The organism is Pseudomonas sp. KB_12, from assembly GCF_052114545.1.
GTDB lineage: Bacteria > Pseudomonadota > Gammaproteobacteria > Pseudomonadales > Pseudomonadaceae > Aquipseudomonas > Aquipseudomonas brassicacearum.
Genome location: NZ_JBFREY010000013.1, coordinates 90,590 through 106,149, shown reverse-complemented (window position 1 = coordinate 106,149; position 15,560 = coordinate 90,590). Strand labels below are relative to the sequence as shown.

Below are 15,560 nucleotides of genomic sequence, written 5' to 3'. Positions count from 1 at the left end.
TCGCGATGGCGACGGTACAGGCGCTATTGATGCAAGCTGACCCACCGCTATCGCGAGCAAGTTCGCTCCCACAAGGGGCGGAGACTCTTGGTTACATCTTCACCGGGATATTTCGCTTAACAAGGGCGAACCTGCGGCGTAGCGTGCTTTCGATATGCCTGAACTCAAGAGGTGTCCGAATGAACAGGCTGATAGTTGCCATCATGACGCTATTGCTGACCGCCGCCGCCCAAGCCGCCACGTCGGGCACAGGCCCCGTGGTCCTGGCCCAGAATCTGCCGGGCAACAACAATCCCTATAACAGCCCGACACGGCGGGCCAATCCCAACAGCATGCAGGGCACCCGGCCCAACGTGCCGACGATTCATGACAACCCGACGGTGCCGGTACCGCGCCCACCGACCCTGGAAAACGGCGGCATCGGCAATGGTTATCCCCGGTCCGGCCAGCCATCGGGTTCGCCGCGCCCCACCATCGAGTCTCCTACTCCGCCCAGGAACAGCCAAAATGGCAACCGCTAGGTTCTGGAGACCGTCGCTCTCTTTTCACACCACAGAAGGAATTGTGCATGTTGCGTAAAACACTCCTGGCCGCCTGTTGCGCCAGCGCTGTCCTGACCTTTGCCACGCCGGCTGCTGCCGCGCCGACCCAATCATTCAAGAGCGAGGAGGGCACCCTGGAGGTGATCACCCTGGTCAAGGGGCTGGAGCACCCTTGGTCTGTCGCATTCTTGCCTGGCCAGCAGGGCATGCTGGTGACGGAGCGACCGGGCAACCTGCGCGTGGTCAGCCCCGACGGTCAATTGTCCACACCCTTGAGTGGCGTGCCACAAGTGTGGGCCAAGGGCCAGGGCGGTCTGCTGGACGTGGTGCTGTCGCCCGACTTCAAGCAGGACCGCACCGTCTACCTGTCTTATGCCGAGGCGGGCGCAGACGGCAAGGCCGGCACCGCCGTGGGGCGCGGGCAACTGTCCGAAGACCTCAAGAGCCTGAAGAATTTCGACGTGATCTTCCGCCAGCAGCCCAAGCTGTCCACGGGCAACCACTTTGGCTCGCGCCTGGTCTTCGACCGCGACGGTTATCTGTTCATTACCTTGGGGGAAAACAACGAGCGGCCCACCGCTCAGGACCTGGACAAGCTGCAAGGCAAGGTCGTGCGCATCTACCCCGACGGCAAAGTGCCCGACGACAACCCCTTCGTCGGCCAGAAAAACGTCCGTCCCGAGATATGGTCCTACGGCATGCGCAACCCCCAGGGGGCGGCCCTCAACCCTTGGAATGGCACGTTGTGGGAGAACGAACACGGGCCCAAGGGCGGTGATGAGATGAACATCATCGAGCGCGGCAAGAACTACGGCTGGCCATTGGCGACCCATGGCATCAACTACTCCGGCGCTCCGATTCCCGAAGCCCAGGGCAAGACTGTCGAGGGTACCGTTGGCCCACACCACGTCTGGCAGGTGTCACCGGGGCTCAGCGGCATGGCGTTCTACGACCATGACCGTTTCAAGGCCTGGCAGCGCAACGTGTTCATCGGGGCGCTGGTGCCCGGGGAATTGATCCGCCTGCAATTGCAGGGAGACAAGGTCGTCCACGAGGAGCGTTTGCTGGGTGAGCTCAAGGCGCGAGTCCGGGATGTTCGCCAAGGCCCGGATGGTTACCTGTATGTGCTGACGGATGAGGACGACGGGGCGTTGTATAAAGTCGGACTCAAATGACGCAACGCCATGTAGGTGCCATGTAGGAATGTAGGAGCTGTGTAGGAGCTGTCGAGTGCAACGAGGCTGCGATCTTTCCCCAGAAATTGAATCTCAAGCGAAAGATCAAAAGATCGCAGGCTTCGCCAGCTCCTACAACTTGCAATTGACTTGCCGCCAACACACCGCTAATTTCCAGGCATGAACTCAACCGTACTGCGCAGCCAGCCAAGCATTATTACCGCCATTCCTTATTTGGCGGGTTAGCTGACGGCTGCACCCAACCCGCCCTGGAGGCGGGTTTTTTCTTTCTGTCTCCTGGGCTCCGCCCGAACCAGGAGATCGCCATGACCGTTACCCGCACCGAGCAAGCCCTGCTTGAGCACTATGTTAAGAAGATTCTCGCCGCGCCGGTCTATGAGCTGGCCGTGCGTACGCCGCTGCAAGCGGCTCCCGCATTGTCCGAGGCCTTGGGTAACCGGATCCTGCTCAAGCGCGAAGACCTGCAACCGACCTTTTCCTTCAAGATCCGCGGTGCCTACAACAAACTCGTGCAACTGACCCCGGAGCAGCGCGCCCGTGGCGTCATCACCGCGTCTGCCGGCAATCATGCCCAGGGTGTCGCGCTGGCGGCACGGGAATTGGGGATTTCGGCCAGCATCGTCATGCCTGTGACCACTGTGCAATTGAAGGTGCTGGGCGTGCGTAACCGAGGCGCCGAAGCGATTCTGCACGGGGAAAGCTTTCCGTTTGCCCTGGCGCACGCGCTGGACCTGGCCGAGCAGACCGGACGGGAGTTCGTCTCGCCCTTCGATGACCCGGACGTGATCGCCGGGCAGGGCACCGTCGCCATGGAAATCCTGCGCCAGCACCCCGGCCAGCTGGATGCGATTTTTGTCCCGGTCGGTGGCGGTGGGCTGATCGCCGGGATCGCGGCCTACGTCAAGTACCTGCGTCCGGAGGTACGCATCATCGGCGTCGAGTCGCAGCACTCGGCCTGTCTCCAGGCGGCGCTGGCCGCCGGTGAGCGAGTAACCTTGCCAGAGGTGGGAACCTTCGCCGATGGCGTGGCCGTGGCGCAGATCGGCGCCCATGGCCTCGATATCTGCCGTTTCTGTGTCGATGAGGTGATGACCGTGAGCAACGATCAACTGTGCGCCGCGATCAAGGACATCTATGACGATACCCGCTCCATCACCGAACCGTCGGGCGCACTGGCGGTGGCAGGCATCAAGCAGTACGTGGCAGACACGGGGACGCGAGGCCAGACGCTGGTGGCGATCGATTCCGGTGCCAATATCAATTTCGACAGTTTGCGCCACGTCGCCGAGCGTGCGGCGGTGGGCGCGTTTTGAGTTTTTTACGCTACGTCACACTTTTTTTGAAGCAGGCGACGGATGCCCACTTGCGTCTTCGTATTAGGGGCTACTCTAGGTTGCGAACAGGATAAAAGCGATTGCAGTTTGCATGGAAAAAGTACCGTTTCCTTGCATTTTGCACGAGCTCTGCGGCGCGGGACGAAGCTAAGCGCTTGATTCAGATCAATCGGCAAGGTCTTCAATGCAGGCATACTTCTTGCGGGATGATTCCAGAGTTCGCCCGGCGAACTCGTTGACTGAAAACGCTAAAAAGAACGAACGAACGAACGGCACGGTATTCGTAGTCCCAGTCCGCAGGGAAGAAAACGGACGAAAATACCGCCGGCGTGAACATAAGTTGGCCGCCTCAACAGGAGAGAGTCGCCATGTTTCTATCTGCCCTCGAAATGCGAAACATCATTGAAAGCAGCTTGTTGCCCAAGCGCTCGCAGTGCACCTTGTCACCTGAGCTCAAGATGACGGTCAAGATTTACGACGATCACGCAACCGATCGCGTGGCGTTGGTCAAAACCGACATCGATGCCAATAAGCTCACCGGTTGCCGGGCCATCAACGACCTGATCGCCGAGCTGCGTACCGAGCTCGACCACAACCCTGCCGCTGGCAATCACTTTCATCAGCAACACCAGCGGATGACTGGCCGCTGATAACGGCCTTGTCCTTGTAAGGCTGACGCTCGGGTCCGGTCATGTCCGAACCCGGCGTCCAGTTTTTTAGCTGCGATTTTTTAGCAGCGATGCGCCATTCAGTTCAATTGTTGCCTGTATGGCAGGTCTGGTCCGGTTTTGCCGCAAGTCAGGGCGGCGGCGCGAATGGCGAATTCAAGCATTGCGCTGATCTGTTCCCGGGTCAGGGTATGCAACCCCTCGACCGAATCCAATTGTTGTTCAGTCAACCACGCAATCAGCGCGGCCTGGAAGGTGTCGCCTGCACCCACGGTGTCGGCGATCTTCACCGGACAGGACGGGAGTGACCATGAGCCATATTGGCGACTGAAGACCGTAGCGCCCTGGCCGCCACGGGTCAGGAAGACCAATTGGCAGCGGTTCCCCAGCCAACCTTCAATGATCGCTTCGGGCGCCTTTGCGGGGTAGAGCAGGTCCAGGTCTTCGTCACTGACCTTGATCAGGTCGGCATATTGCACCAGCGTCGCAATCCGTGAGCGCCACAGCTCGATATCCGGCTGCGGGTTGAGTCGCACATTCGGGTCGAGGCTGATCAGGCGGCGGCCGCTTTCGCGTTGCATCAGGGCCAGGAGCGTGTCGGCGATGGGCTGGACCACCAGCGAGAACGAGCCGAAATGCAAGCCGCGCACCTCGGGGCCCAGGTCCGGTAGATGTGCCAGGCTCAGTTGTCGGTCCGCACAGCCTTCGCCGCGAAAACTGTAGTGGGGCGAACCATTGGCGCCTACGGCAACCATCGCCAGGGTGGTCGGTGCGTCGAAGTCCACCAGGTATTGGGCGCTGACACCTTCATTGAGCAGCACCTGCTGCAAGCGTCGGCCCAAGTAGTCGGTGGACAACCCGGTAAACAGCGCCGACTCAACACCCAGGCGACGCAGCCCCACGGCCACGTTGAACGGTGAACCACCGGCAATGGCCTTGTACTTCACTTGTGAGGCCGGGCCATCCGCCTCGGTCTCACTGAAAAAATCAAACAGCGCTTCACCACACACCAAATACATAGTTTCCCGCTCTCAAAGGGTTGCGACGTGTTGTCGATAACGTTCATAAGCATGTTGCGACGCCGCGACATGCGCGGCGATTGGCCGGGTTTCGCTGGTCGGGTCGAGCTTGACGCAGCGCTCGCACAGCTCGGCCAAATCCGTCTGTGACCCCGAGTGACACCATGCTGCCTGAATCGCCGCGCCCAAGGCAGCGGCTTCGCTCTGTTCGGTGCAAATGACCGTGGTGTCCATGGTGTCGGCGACGATCTGCCGCCACTCCGCGCTCTTCGAACCACCGCCGATCAGGCGAATGCTCTGGGCCTGGAGTCCGTTGGCTCGTAGCAAGTCCAGGCCATAGCGCAAACCGAAGGTCGTGCCTTCGACCACGGCGCGACACAGGTTGGCCCTGGTCAGGTTGGTGGTGGTCAGGCCCAGCAGGCTGCCGGTGGCATGGGGCAGGGCGGGAACACGCTCGCCGTTGAGGAACGGCAGCATGCACACGCCCTCGGCGCCAATCGGAGCCTGGACCACCAGGGCGTTGAACGTGTCGATGTCCAACGCCAGTAATTCGCGAATCGCCCCGGTGGCGTTGGTCAGGTTCATGGTGCAGATCAGCGGCAGCCAGCCACCGCTGGAGGAGCAGAACGTCGCCACGGACGGCTGCGGACTGACCGCAGGTTCGGCGGCATAGGCGTAGACCGTACCGGAGGACCCGAGGCTCATGGTGATCACACCGGGCTGGATGTTCCCGGTGCCGATGGCGCCCATCATATTGTCGCCGCCACCACTTGCCACCAGCGCCTCGGGGTTGATGCCCAGGTGCGCAGCAATGGCCGGCAGGATGCGTCCGACCGGCTGATGGGCCTCGATCAGTTCTGGCAGCGCCGCTTGCAAGCGTGCGCTGGGGTCGATGTGTTGTAACAGTTGCACGTCCCATTGGCGGGTGCGTACGTTGAAATAGCCGGTTCCCGAGGCGTCGCCGTATTCGCTGCAATGGCGGCCGGTGAGCCAGTAGTTGAGGAAGTCGTGGGGCAGCAGGACGCTGGCGATGCGTTCGAAAACCTGGGGATGCTGCTCCCGCGTCCAGAGCAGTTTGGAAACCGTGTAGCCCGGCGCGATCACCACACCGAGGCGTTCGAGGCTGCCGTCTTCACCGCCCAGGTGCGCCAGGAGCCGATCGTTTTCCGGCGTTGTTTCGGTGTCGCACCACAGTTTGGCCGGGCGCAGCACCTGGCCTTGGTCATCGAGCAACACCAGGCCGTGTTGCTGGCCGGAGACGCCGATGCCGAGGATCGCCTGGCCATCGACCCCAGCGTCTGCCAAGGCTTGGTGAGTCGCCTGGGTGAATGCATCGAGCCATTGCTGGGTGTCTTGTTCGCGGCGACCGTTGGGGCCGCTGATCATGGCGTGCGCTGCGGCACCCTGGCCCAGGACCTGGCCACTGGTCGCGTCCAGGATCAGCGCCTTGGTGCCTTGGGTGCCGCAGTCGATGCCCAGGAACAGTTGTTGGTTTGCCATGGAAATCCTTGGTCGTCAGATCAATAGCAGCAGGTAATAGCCGCTCGGTCAGAAAACACACAGCCCGTGGCGAGGGAGCTTGCTCCCGCTGGGCTCTGTAGGAGCTGGCGAAGCCTGCGATCTTTTGATCTTTCGCTTGAGATTCAGGTGTCAGGGGAAAGATCGCAGCCTCGTTGCACTCGACAGCTCCTACACAGCTCTTACGGACGCAACCCAGCGGGAGCAAGCTCCCTCGTCACAAGAGCAGATCGCGTCGAGCTTAGTTCAAGTCAGCCAGTATCCGCTCAAGCGTTCGCGTTACCCCGTGCTCGCGCAAGCTGTTGCAACACCATTGGAATGCTGCCACGAACTCCGGCGAGCGGGGAATGGCGGTGCCAAAGATTTCTTCCACCTCCAGCACCCGCTGGGTCACCAGCGCATCGTCAGCCACCAGTGCCTGGCAAAACGCTGCCCGTGGGTCCGGGATTGAATACGTCACGCCATTCTCGTCCACGCCCTTCAGGTACACGGCCCAGGCGGCCACCACCAGCGCCGCGCGACGGGTTTCGCCACCGTCGGCGATCAAGCGGTTAATGGTCGGCACAGTGAATTTTGGAAACTTCGACGAGCCGTCCGAACAGACCCGTTCCAACTGGTCGGCAATCGCCTGGTTGGAAAAACGCGCCACCAGGGTGTTCTTGTAGTCGGTCAGGTCGATGCCCGGCACCGGCGCCAGTTGCGGCGTCACGTCGAGGTCCATGTAGGCGCGCATGTAACGCACGAACAGCGGGTCGTTCATGGTCTCGTGGACGAAGCGATAACCCTTGAGAAAGCCCAGGTAGGTCAACGCCAGGTGGCTGCCGTTGAGCAGCTTGATTTTCATCTCTTCATAAGGTGTGACGTCATCGGTGAACTGCACGCCGACCTTTTCCCAGGCCGGGCGACCGTTGACGAACTTGTCTTCCAGGACCCATTGCACGAACGGTTCGCAGACCACCGGCCAAGCGTCGTCGATGCCATGTTCGTCATGCAGTTGCAAGCGATGGGCCACGCTGGTCATGGGCGTGATGCGATCAACCATGGCATTGGGGAAACTGACATTGCGCTCGATCCACTGCCCCAGCTCCGCGTCGCGCAGCGCGGCGAAAGCCAGCAACGCCTTGCGGGTCACGGCGCCGTTGTGGGGCAGGTTATCGCAGGACATCAGGGTGAACGCCGGGGTGCCGGCCGCGCGGCGCTTGGCCAGGGCGGCGCAGAGGAAACCGAAGACGGTTTTCGGAGCGTCAGGATGGGCCAGGTCGTGCTGGATCTGCGGCAAGTGGGCCATGAACTCGCCGTTGCTGTCGTCGATGCAATAGCCGCCTTCGGTGATGGTCAGCGAGACGATGCGGATCTGCGGATCGGCCAGTTTGTCGATCAGCGCCTGGGCGCCATCTTCAGCCAGCAGCATGTCATTGATCGCGCCGATCACCCGGACTTCGGTGTCATCGGTGTCACCCAGTTCGTACAGGGTGAACAGGTAGTCCTGGCCGGCCAGGTCATCCCGGGCACGGCGATCCTCGGCCCGCAGGCCCACGCCGCAGATGGCCCAGTCCAGGTCGGCGCCGGTATTCATCAGCGCATCGGTGTAGTAGGCCTGGTGAGCCCGGTGGAAACCGCCAACGCCGATGTGGGCGATGCCCTGGCGGATGTCGCCCAAAGGGTAGGCGGGCAGGGCGACGTCAGGCTTGAGGTTGTGCAGGTTTTGTCGGTTGAGTTTCATCGCAGGTCTCGGCAATCAGGCGGCGGCGCGCAGCGCGCGGGTCACCGCAACGCCCTCGGCATCGAATAAGTGGCAGTGTTCAGCGTCCAGGTGCAGGCTCAGTTGCTCGCCGAAACGGCTCGCCAGGTCGCCGCGAACGCGCATGGTCAAGGCTTCGCCGGAGGCCGTGACGACGTGACAGAAGGTGTCGCTGCCCAGCCGCTCGCTGACGTCGGCGGTGACTTGCAGCGTGCAATCACCCGGTTGCGCCAGGTTCAAGTGTTCCGGGCGAATCCCCAGGGTCACCGCGCCGCCGACGCTCAGGTTGGCACCGCTCAAGGGCAGGCTGATGCGCGTGCCGGCGTCCAGCAGCACTTCACAGCCCTGGCTGTCCAGGCCGGTGACCTTGCCTGTGAGAAAGCCCATTTTCGGCGTGCCGAGGAACCCGGCGACAAACAGGTTGGCCGGCTGGTGGTACAGCTCCAGCGGTGAGCCGACCTGTTCGATGCGTCCGCCATTGAGCACCACCACCTTGTCGGCCAGGGTCATGGCTTCGACCTGGTCGTGAGTCACGTAGATCATGGTCGCCTGCAACTCTTTGTGCAGGCGTGCCAGTTCCAGGCGCATCTGCACTCGCAGGGCGGCGTCGAGGTTGGACAGCGGCTCGTCGAACAGGAAGATTTTCGGGTTACGCACGATGGCCCGGCCAATCGCTACACGCTGGCGCTGGCCGCCAGACAGTTGCTTGGGCTTGCGCTCGAGCATCGGCCCCAGTTCAAGGATGCGCGCCGCTTCGTTGACCTTCTTCTCGACCTCGGCCTTGGGTACGCCGGCCAGGTCCAGGGCGAAGGACATGTTCTTGCGCACGCTCATGTGCGGGTACAAGGCGTAGGTCTGGAACACCATCGCCAGGTCGCGCTTGGCCGGGCTGACTTCGGTAATGTCCCGGCCATCCAGTTCGATGGTGCCGTCGCTGACTTCTTCAAGGCCGGCGATCAGCCGCAGCAGCGTGGACTTGCCACAGCCCGACGGGCCGACGAAGACCACGAACTCGCGGTCGTTCACCTCAAGGTCGATGCCCTTGATAATGGAGAAGCCTTCGAAACCCTTTTGCAAATTCTTGATTTTCAGGTTGGCCATGATGATGGGCCTCCACTTGTCATTTATTCAGTTGGCTGGGAAAGATCGCAGCCTCGTTGCACTCGCCAGCTCCTACAGGGATCGCGAGGGCTGTGAGCTGTGTGTAGGAGCTGGCGAAGCCTGGGATCTTTTGACGGTTCATTTCACCGCGCCGAAGGACAAACCGCGCACCAGCTGTTTCTGGCTGATCCAGCCGAAAATCAGGATCGGCGCGCAGGCCAGGGTCGAGACGGCCGACAATTTGGCCCAGAACAAACCTTCCGGGCTGGAATAGGAGGCAATCAACGCCGTCAGTGGTGCGGCTTTGGAGGAGGTGAGGTTCAGCGACCAGAAGGCCTCGTTCCAGCACAGGATCAGTGACAGCAGCACAGTGGAGGCCAGGCCGCCCTTGGCAATCGGCAGCAGCACACGGACCATTTCCTGCCACAGCGTGGCACCATCGAGGCGTGCAGCCTCGAGGATGTCGCGGGGAATGTCCTTGAAGTAGGTGTAAATCATCCAGACCACGATGGGCAGGTTGATCAACGTGTAGATGACGATCAACGCGAGACGCGTGTCCAGCAGGCCAAATTGCTTGGCCAGCAGGTAGATCGGCATCAGCACGCCCACTGGCGGCAGCATCTTGGTGGAGAGCATCCACAGCAACGTGCCTTTGGTGCGCTGGGTTTCATAGAACGCCATGGAGTAGGCCGCCGGCACTGCAATCAGCAGGCACAGGGCGGTGGCGCTGAAGGAAATCACCACCGAATTCCAGGCGAAGCTGAAGTAGTTGCTGCGCTCATTGATGTGCAGGTAGTTCTCCAGCGTGGGCGCGAAGATGAACTGCGGCGGCGTGGCGAACGCATCGATTTCGGTCTTGAAGCTGGTCAGCACCATCCAGAAGATCGGGAAGAAGATCAGGATCGCGATGGCCCAGGCCAGCGTGCCCAGCAGCAGGCTTTGCAGGCGACGGGATTGTTGAAGAGTCATGGCGACGGCCTCAGTGCTTGTCGGTGAGGTTTTTGCCGATCATCCGGACCAGGATGATGGCGGCGATGTTGGCAATGACCACGGCAATCAGGCCACCGGCCGAAGCCATGCCGACGTCGAACTGCACCAGTGCCTGGTTGTAGATCAGGTAGGCAAGGTTGGTGGAGGCGTAGCCTGGGCCACCGTTGGTGGTGGTAAAGATCTCGGCGAACACCGACAGCAGGAAGATCGTCTCGATCATCAGCACCACGGCAATCGGGCGGGCCAGGTGCGGCAAGGTCAGGTGCCAGAAAATCGCGATCGGGCCGGCACCGTCCAGGCGCGCGGCTTCTTTCTGTTCCTGGTCCAGCGACTGCATGGCGGTCATCAGGATCAGGATCGCGAAGGGCAGCCATTGCCAACTCACGATGATGATGATCGACAGCAGCGGATAGTGGGCGAGCCAGTCCACTGGCTGGGCGCCGAACAGTTTCCATACCGAGGCGAGGATGCCCGAGACCGGGTGGAAGATCAGGTTCTTCCAGATCAGCGCGCCGACGGTGGGCATGATGAAGAACGGCGAGATCAGCAGCACGCGGACGATGCCGCGACCAAAAAACTCACTGGCCTCCAGCAGCGCGCTGATCAACACCCCCAGCACGATACTGATCAGCAGTACGCTGCCCACCAGCAACAAGGTGTTGGTGGCACCGGGCATGAAACCCGAGTCGGTCAGGAAGTAGGTGAAGTTCTCCAGCCCGACGAATTCGTTTTCGCCGGGGTAGAGCAGGTTGTAGCGGATCAGCGAGAAGTAGACGGTCATGCCCAGCGGCACGATCATCCACAGCAGCAACAAGGCCACTGAAGGACTGACCAGGAACCAACCGGGGTTCGCCAGGCGGATCTTGCGTGCCGGCGGGGCAATCTCGATGGAGGCTTTGGCAGTTGTTGTTGAGCTATTCATGAGTGCTTACTCTTATGCGACGCATTCCCTGTGGCGAGGGAGCTTGCTCCCGCTGGACCGCGCAGCGGGCCCATGCCGATAGGCAATCCTTCTGATCGCCAGGGCGGGCTTCGCCCGCCAGCGGGAGCAAGCTCCCTCGCCACAAATGGATGTCTACAGGTCTCTACTTGGGATACCCAGCGCGTTTCATCTCGCGTTCGGTGGTGGACTGCGCGGCGGTCAACGCCTGGTCCACGGTCTGCTGGCCGGTCAGCGCGCCGGAAAAGAACTTGCCCACCTGGGTGCCAATGGCCTGGAACTCGGGAATGGTCACCAACTGGATGCCGATATAGGGCACAGGCTTGAGGGTTGGCGCTTTCGGGTCGGCGACTTTCAACGACTCCAGGGTCACCTTGGCAAACGGCGCGGCCTTCATGTACTCGTCGCTGTAGGTCGAGGTGCGGGTGCCTGGCGGTACGTTGGCAATGCCGTCGGTCTTGGCGACCAATTGGCTGTATTCCTTGGACGTCGCCCAGGTGGTAAAGACCGTGGCCGCGTCCTTGGCTTTGGAGCTGGTCGGGATGGCCAGGGACCAGGAGTACATCCACGAAGTGCCCTTGTCGGTTTTTTCGTGGGGGGCGAAGGTGAATCCAACGTGATCGGCCACCTTGCTCTGGGTCTTGTCAGTGATGAACGAACCGGCGACGCTGGCATCCACCCAGATCGCGCATTTGCCGCTGTTGAACAGCGCCAGGTTTTCGTTGAAGCCGTTGCTGGAGGCACCCGGCGGGCCGGATTTCTTCATGTTGTCGACATAGAAATTGAGTGCGTCTTTCCACTCTGGCCCATTGAATTGCGGCTGCCACTTCTCATCGAACCAGCGCGCGCCATAACCGTTGGCCAGGGTGGTGATGAGCGCCATGTTTTCGCCCCAACCCGCCTTGCCCCGCAGGCACAGGCCATATTGTTCCTTGGATTTGTCGGTGAGTTTTTCGGCGAACTCACCGATCTGGGTCCAGGTCGGGTGTTCGGGCATGGTCAGCCCGGCGTTCTTGAACAGGTCCGTGCGGTAATAGGTGATCGAGCTTTCGGCATAGAACGGCAGGGCGTACAGCGAGCCTTTGACCGACAAGCCATCGCGCACGGAAGGGAAAACGTCGTCCAGGTCGTAGGAGGCCGGCAGGTCCTTCATTGGCTCCAGCCAGCCCTTGGCGCCCCAGAGTGCAGCTTCGTACATGCCAATGGTCAGCACGTCGAACTGTCCGCCCTGGGTGGCGATGTCGGTGGTCAGGCGCTGGCGCAGGACGTTTTCTTCGAGCACCACCCAGTTGAGCTTGATGTCCGGGTGCTCGGCCTCGAAGGTTTTCGAGAGCTTTTGCATGCGGATCATGTCGCTGTTGTTGACCGTGGCAATAGTGAGGGTCTGGGCGCCAAAGCTGACGCTGCTGAGGGTCATGCAGGTGGAGACAAGCAGAGCTTTTACCGAAGGTTTCATCGCGCACTCCTTTTCCGCGCCCGAAGGCTGCAGAAGGACAGTTATTGTTTTTGTGTCTTCCGGATGAAGGGAAGAATGTGCGCTGATTACAGCCCTCAATGGACGGCGTGACAAATCATCCGTCGCACTTGTGCTGATACTTTTTTGCACTGCAGAAAATTCTTGAGGGGAGAATCATTTGTGGGGAGGGGGTCAGCCCAGGTTCTGCTCGGTCAACCGCTGCACCGCCAGCCGCCGGTAGTGGGATGGGGTCATGCCCTTGAGTTGCTGGAAACGCCGGTTGAAATTGGAAATGTTGTTGAAACCCGATTCAAAGCACACGTCCGTCACCGGTTTATCACCGTCGGCCAGCAACTCGCAGGATTTGCTGATGCGCAGGCGATTGACGAATTCGATGAAGCAGCGACCGGTGGCCTGTTTGAACACCCGGCTGAAATAGGTGGGTTTCATGCCCAGGTGCTCGGCCACTTCTTCCAGGGACAGTTCCCGGGCGTAGTGGGCAAAGATGTAGTCCACCGCGCGGTTGGTGCGATCGACACTGTGTTCGTCCGCCGCTTGCGCAGAGGTCGCGCCGGAAAGCAGTTGGTAGTCATCCGTGGCGGCCAGCAGCTCCATCAGGATGAAAAAATGCCCCAGGCGGCTCATACCTTGGGAATCGGCGATGCGCTGCATCAGTGTCATGGCCTGGCGGATAGTGCGCTTGCAGCGGAACTCGATGCCGTATTGGGCACGCTCGAGCAGCGGTGCGACCGTCTTGAGTTCGGCGAATACCTGGTGGCCGCTTTCGAACAACTCGTCGGTGAAGTTCACCAGCATGTCGCGCTTGTGCACCACTTCGTCCTCGGCCACCTGGCTGATCCAGTTATGGGGCAGGTTGGGGCCGGTGAGGAACAGCGACTGGGGATAGAAGTTGCCGATGTAGTCGCCGATGAACACTTTGCCGGAACTGGCGACGATCAAGTGCAGCTCGTATTCCTTGTGGAAATGCCAGCGCACCAGCGGGCAGGGAAAACCGTGCTGACGGTAGATGATGGACAACCCGTTATGGTCGTCCATCAACTCGTAGGAGGGGTCGGTGATTCTGGCTGTTCGGGTCATGGGCCTGGCGCTTTTATTGTTATCGCCGTTGGATAATGCCCCCTTCGCCAGGCGGCTGCCACTCTGACGTCTAACCGTTGCGGTTTTTTTCTTCGATCCACTGGGACATGTATTGGGTGCTTTTGTGCTGGTGGTGACGCAGCATGCTGCCAGTGAAGTTGTCCCGGCGTCGTTGCGCCAGATCCGCCCGGCAAGCGTTGATGCTGTCGATCAGCGCCGGGCCGTGCACCTGTTGCCGGTAGCGGCTCGCCAGCAGGGCGAGGCCCGCATCCTGGGCCTGGGTCCAGCGCGCCTGGTCGCGATACAGCTGCACTGCTGCGTCGGCGATGCCTTTGGCGCTCTGGGCAATCGCGCCGGGCCAGGGCATGTCGCCGTGCATGGCTTCGGCTCCCACAGGCGTGGTGACGTTGGGTGTGCCGCAGAGCATGGCATCGATCAGCTTGCCCTTGATGCCGGCGCCGAAACGCAGCGGCGCCAGGCAGATACGTGCCGCCGACATCACCTGCAAGGCGTCCTCCGCCCAGTTCATGATGTGAAAACCCTGGGCCGGGTTATGCAACGCGGCGGCCTTGGGCGGGGTGTAGGCACCGTACAGGTGCAGCTGCGCGCCGGGTAATTGTTGGCGGATCAGTGGCCAGATGGCGTTTTTCATCCAGAGCACGGCGTCCCAGTTCGGTGCGTGGCGAAAGTTGCCGATGCTCAGGAAATGCGCCCGGTCCTCGAACGGCGCCGACGGTTCGCCGGGCAGGTCCAGCATCAACGGGCACCAGTGCAACAGGTTGCGGGGCAACTTGAAATGTTCCACCAACAGTTCGATTTCAACCTCGGACACCATCAGGTTGAGGTCACAGCGGTACAGTGCAGCGATTTCCCGTTTGGCCAGGTCGGTGTCGGCCATCCGCTGGAACTCCTCGCCCAGGGCCGGGGCGAAGAGGTTGCTGAAGTCCTCGCCAGCCTCATCGTGCTTCAGGCGGTCCTTCAAGCGCTGGTGCCGGGCGTGGCGCAGGCTCTGCAAGTCTGACGTCTCCAGCACCCGCAGGGCGCCGGGGCAGTGCTTCTCGACCCGCCAGCCGAACTGTTCTTCCATCATGAATTGGTCGAACAGCACGATGTCCGGCGCCAGCTCGCTGATGAAGGCGTCGAAGCTGCTGCTATTGAGTTCGATCGGCACTTCGCGGATACCCAGCGCGACCAGGTCGGCGCGCTGTTCGCCGGGGCCCGCCGGACTGCTGAAGGTGATATCCCAGCCTTGCCCGAGGAAGGTGTCGAGGATCTGCATGACATGCCCGCTGGCAGCCGATGAGCGCGGCTCGGGCCAGACATAGCCGATAACCAGGACCTTGGTGGCGGTGGGGTGATGCATGAGCAGGGGTTCCTCGAGGCGGATCAGGCGCTGTCGGCGCGCAGGGCGCCGATAGTGACCAAGAATACGATCCGGCTCAAGAAAGAATGCGTTTGACCTTGTCTCGCAGCTGATCGATGGAGAAAGGCTTGCCGATCACCGACATGCCTTCTGGCACATCGATACTTTCGGCGTAACCACTGGCAAACAGTACAGGCAGCTGTGGCCGCACGGCTCGGGCCTGTTTCGCCAATTCGCGCCCGTCCATGACCGGCAGGCCGACGTCGGTCATCATCAGTGCGATGGGCTGCGCGTCGTTGCGCAAAAACGCCAGCGCCTGTTCACAACCGTCCGCCTCCAGCACTTGGTATTCCAGCTCCTCCAGCACGTCGACGATCAACATCCGCACAATGTCATCGTCTTCGACGACCAGGATAGTGGACTGGGTGGCAGGAGGAGGAGGGGTGGACATAGTAGACATTCTCGAAGAAGGGAGCGGGAGGGAGACTCGAAAAAAAAGCCTCTTTCATGAGTAAGCTCCGAGGCGGCACAAGTTCCCAAGGTTGTACAAGAAAGGATCTATAGTACAAGAGCTGACAAGGATAGTCGCTTCCT

At 61.1% G+C, this 15,560-nt stretch carries 14 protein-coding genes; 4 read left to right on the top strand and 10 right to left on the bottom strand.

Annotated elements, in window-relative coordinates; all coding sequences use genetic code 11:
• The first annotated feature begins 179 nt into the window (after nt 1-179).
• The 4 genes from AB4Z20_RS12970 (at nt 180) to AB4Z20_RS12955 (ending at nt 3,722) form a co-directional block, all read left to right on the top strand.
• A complete protein-coding gene (locus AB4Z20_RS12970) occupies nt 180-521 on the top strand; it encodes a hypothetical protein (RefSeq protein WP_442090047.1) in 342 nt (113 codons plus the stop codon).
• A gap of 47 nt (nt 522-568) precedes the next feature.
• Nucleotides 569-1,717, top strand: a complete 1,149-nt coding sequence (locus tag AB4Z20_RS12965) for a PQQ-dependent sugar dehydrogenase (protein WP_442090046.1) — start codon at nt 569-571, stop codon at nt 1,715-1,717.
• Nucleotides 1,718-2,043: 326 nt separating this feature from the next.
• The gene (ilvA, locus tag AB4Z20_RS12960; protein ID WP_442090045.1) at nt 2,044-3,051 is read left to right on the top strand and encodes a threonine ammonia-lyase, biosynthetic; all 1,008 of its coding nucleotides are present in this window, start codon (nt 2,044-2,046) and stop codon (nt 3,049-3,051) included.
• A gap of 389 nt (nt 3,052-3,440) precedes the next feature.
• Nucleotides 3,441-3,722, top strand: a complete 282-nt coding sequence (locus AB4Z20_RS12955; RefSeq protein WP_072346769.1) for a DUF1652 domain-containing protein — start codon at nt 3,441-3,443, stop codon at nt 3,720-3,722.
• A 98-nt stretch (nt 3,723-3,820) separates the two neighbouring features.
• On the opposite strand, the gene AB4Z20_RS12950 is transcribed toward AB4Z20_RS12955, so the two are convergent.
• The 10 genes from AB4Z20_RS12950 to AB4Z20_RS12905 form a co-directional block, all read right to left on the bottom strand.
• Nucleotides 3,821-4,759, bottom strand: coding sequence for a carbohydrate kinase family protein (locus AB4Z20_RS12950; RefSeq protein ID WP_253475207.1), 939 nt, complete (start codon nt 4,757-4,759; stop codon nt 3,821-3,823).
• 12 nt (nt 4,760-4,771) lie between these two features.
• Nucleotides 4,772-6,259, bottom strand: coding sequence for a xylulokinase (gene xylB / locus AB4Z20_RS12945; RefSeq protein ID WP_258688209.1), 1,488 nt, complete (start codon nt 6,257-6,259; stop codon nt 4,772-4,774).
• Between the two features lie 259 nt (nt 6,260-6,518).
• Nucleotides 6,519-8,000 carry a mannitol dehydrogenase family protein gene (locus AB4Z20_RS12940; protein WP_253475201.1) on the bottom strand — a complete coding sequence of 494 codons (1,482 nt, stop codon included), beginning with the start codon at nt 7,998-8,000 and terminating at the stop codon, nt 6,519-6,521.
• Nucleotides 8,001-8,015: 15 nt separating this feature from the next.
• Nucleotides 8,016-9,119 (bottom strand): ABC transporter ATP-binding protein, encoded by a 1,104-nt coding sequence (locus tag AB4Z20_RS12935; RefSeq protein WP_442090044.1) that lies wholly within the window; start codon nt 9,117-9,119, stop codon nt 8,016-8,018.
• Nucleotides 9,120-9,257: 138 nt separating this feature from the next.
• On the bottom strand, nt 9,258-10,088 hold the full coding sequence (locus AB4Z20_RS12930; RefSeq protein ID WP_214510254.1) for a carbohydrate ABC transporter permease: 831 nt from the start codon (nt 10,086-10,088) through the stop codon (nt 9,258-9,260).
• Between the two features lie 10 nt (nt 10,089-10,098).
• Nucleotides 10,099-11,031, bottom strand: a complete 933-nt coding sequence (locus AB4Z20_RS12925) for a carbohydrate ABC transporter permease (protein WP_442090043.1) — start codon at nt 11,029-11,031, stop codon at nt 10,099-10,101.
• A gap of 163 nt (nt 11,032-11,194) precedes the next feature.
• Nucleotides 11,195-12,505: an ABC transporter substrate-binding protein gene (locus tag AB4Z20_RS12920; RefSeq protein WP_442090042.1), complete on the bottom strand. Its 1,311-nt coding sequence runs from the start codon at nt 12,503-12,505 to the stop codon at nt 11,195-11,197.
• Between the two features lie 192 nt (nt 12,506-12,697).
• The gene (locus tag AB4Z20_RS12915; protein WP_253475190.1) at nt 12,698-13,603 is read right to left on the bottom strand and encodes an AraC family transcriptional regulator; all 906 of its coding nucleotides are present in this window, start codon (nt 13,601-13,603) and stop codon (nt 12,698-12,700) included.
• 70 nt (nt 13,604-13,673) lie between these two features.
• Nucleotides 13,674-14,966: a glycosyltransferase gene (locus tag AB4Z20_RS12910; RefSeq protein WP_442090041.1), complete on the bottom strand. Its 1,293-nt coding sequence runs from the start codon at nt 14,964-14,966 to the stop codon at nt 13,674-13,676.
• A 76-nt stretch (nt 14,967-15,042) separates the two neighbouring features.
• The gene (locus AB4Z20_RS12905) at nt 15,043-15,417 is read right to left on the bottom strand and encodes a response regulator (RefSeq protein WP_253475184.1); all 375 of its coding nucleotides are present in this window, start codon (nt 15,415-15,417) and stop codon (nt 15,043-15,045) included.
• Nucleotides 15,418-15,560 lie beyond the last annotated feature (143 nt).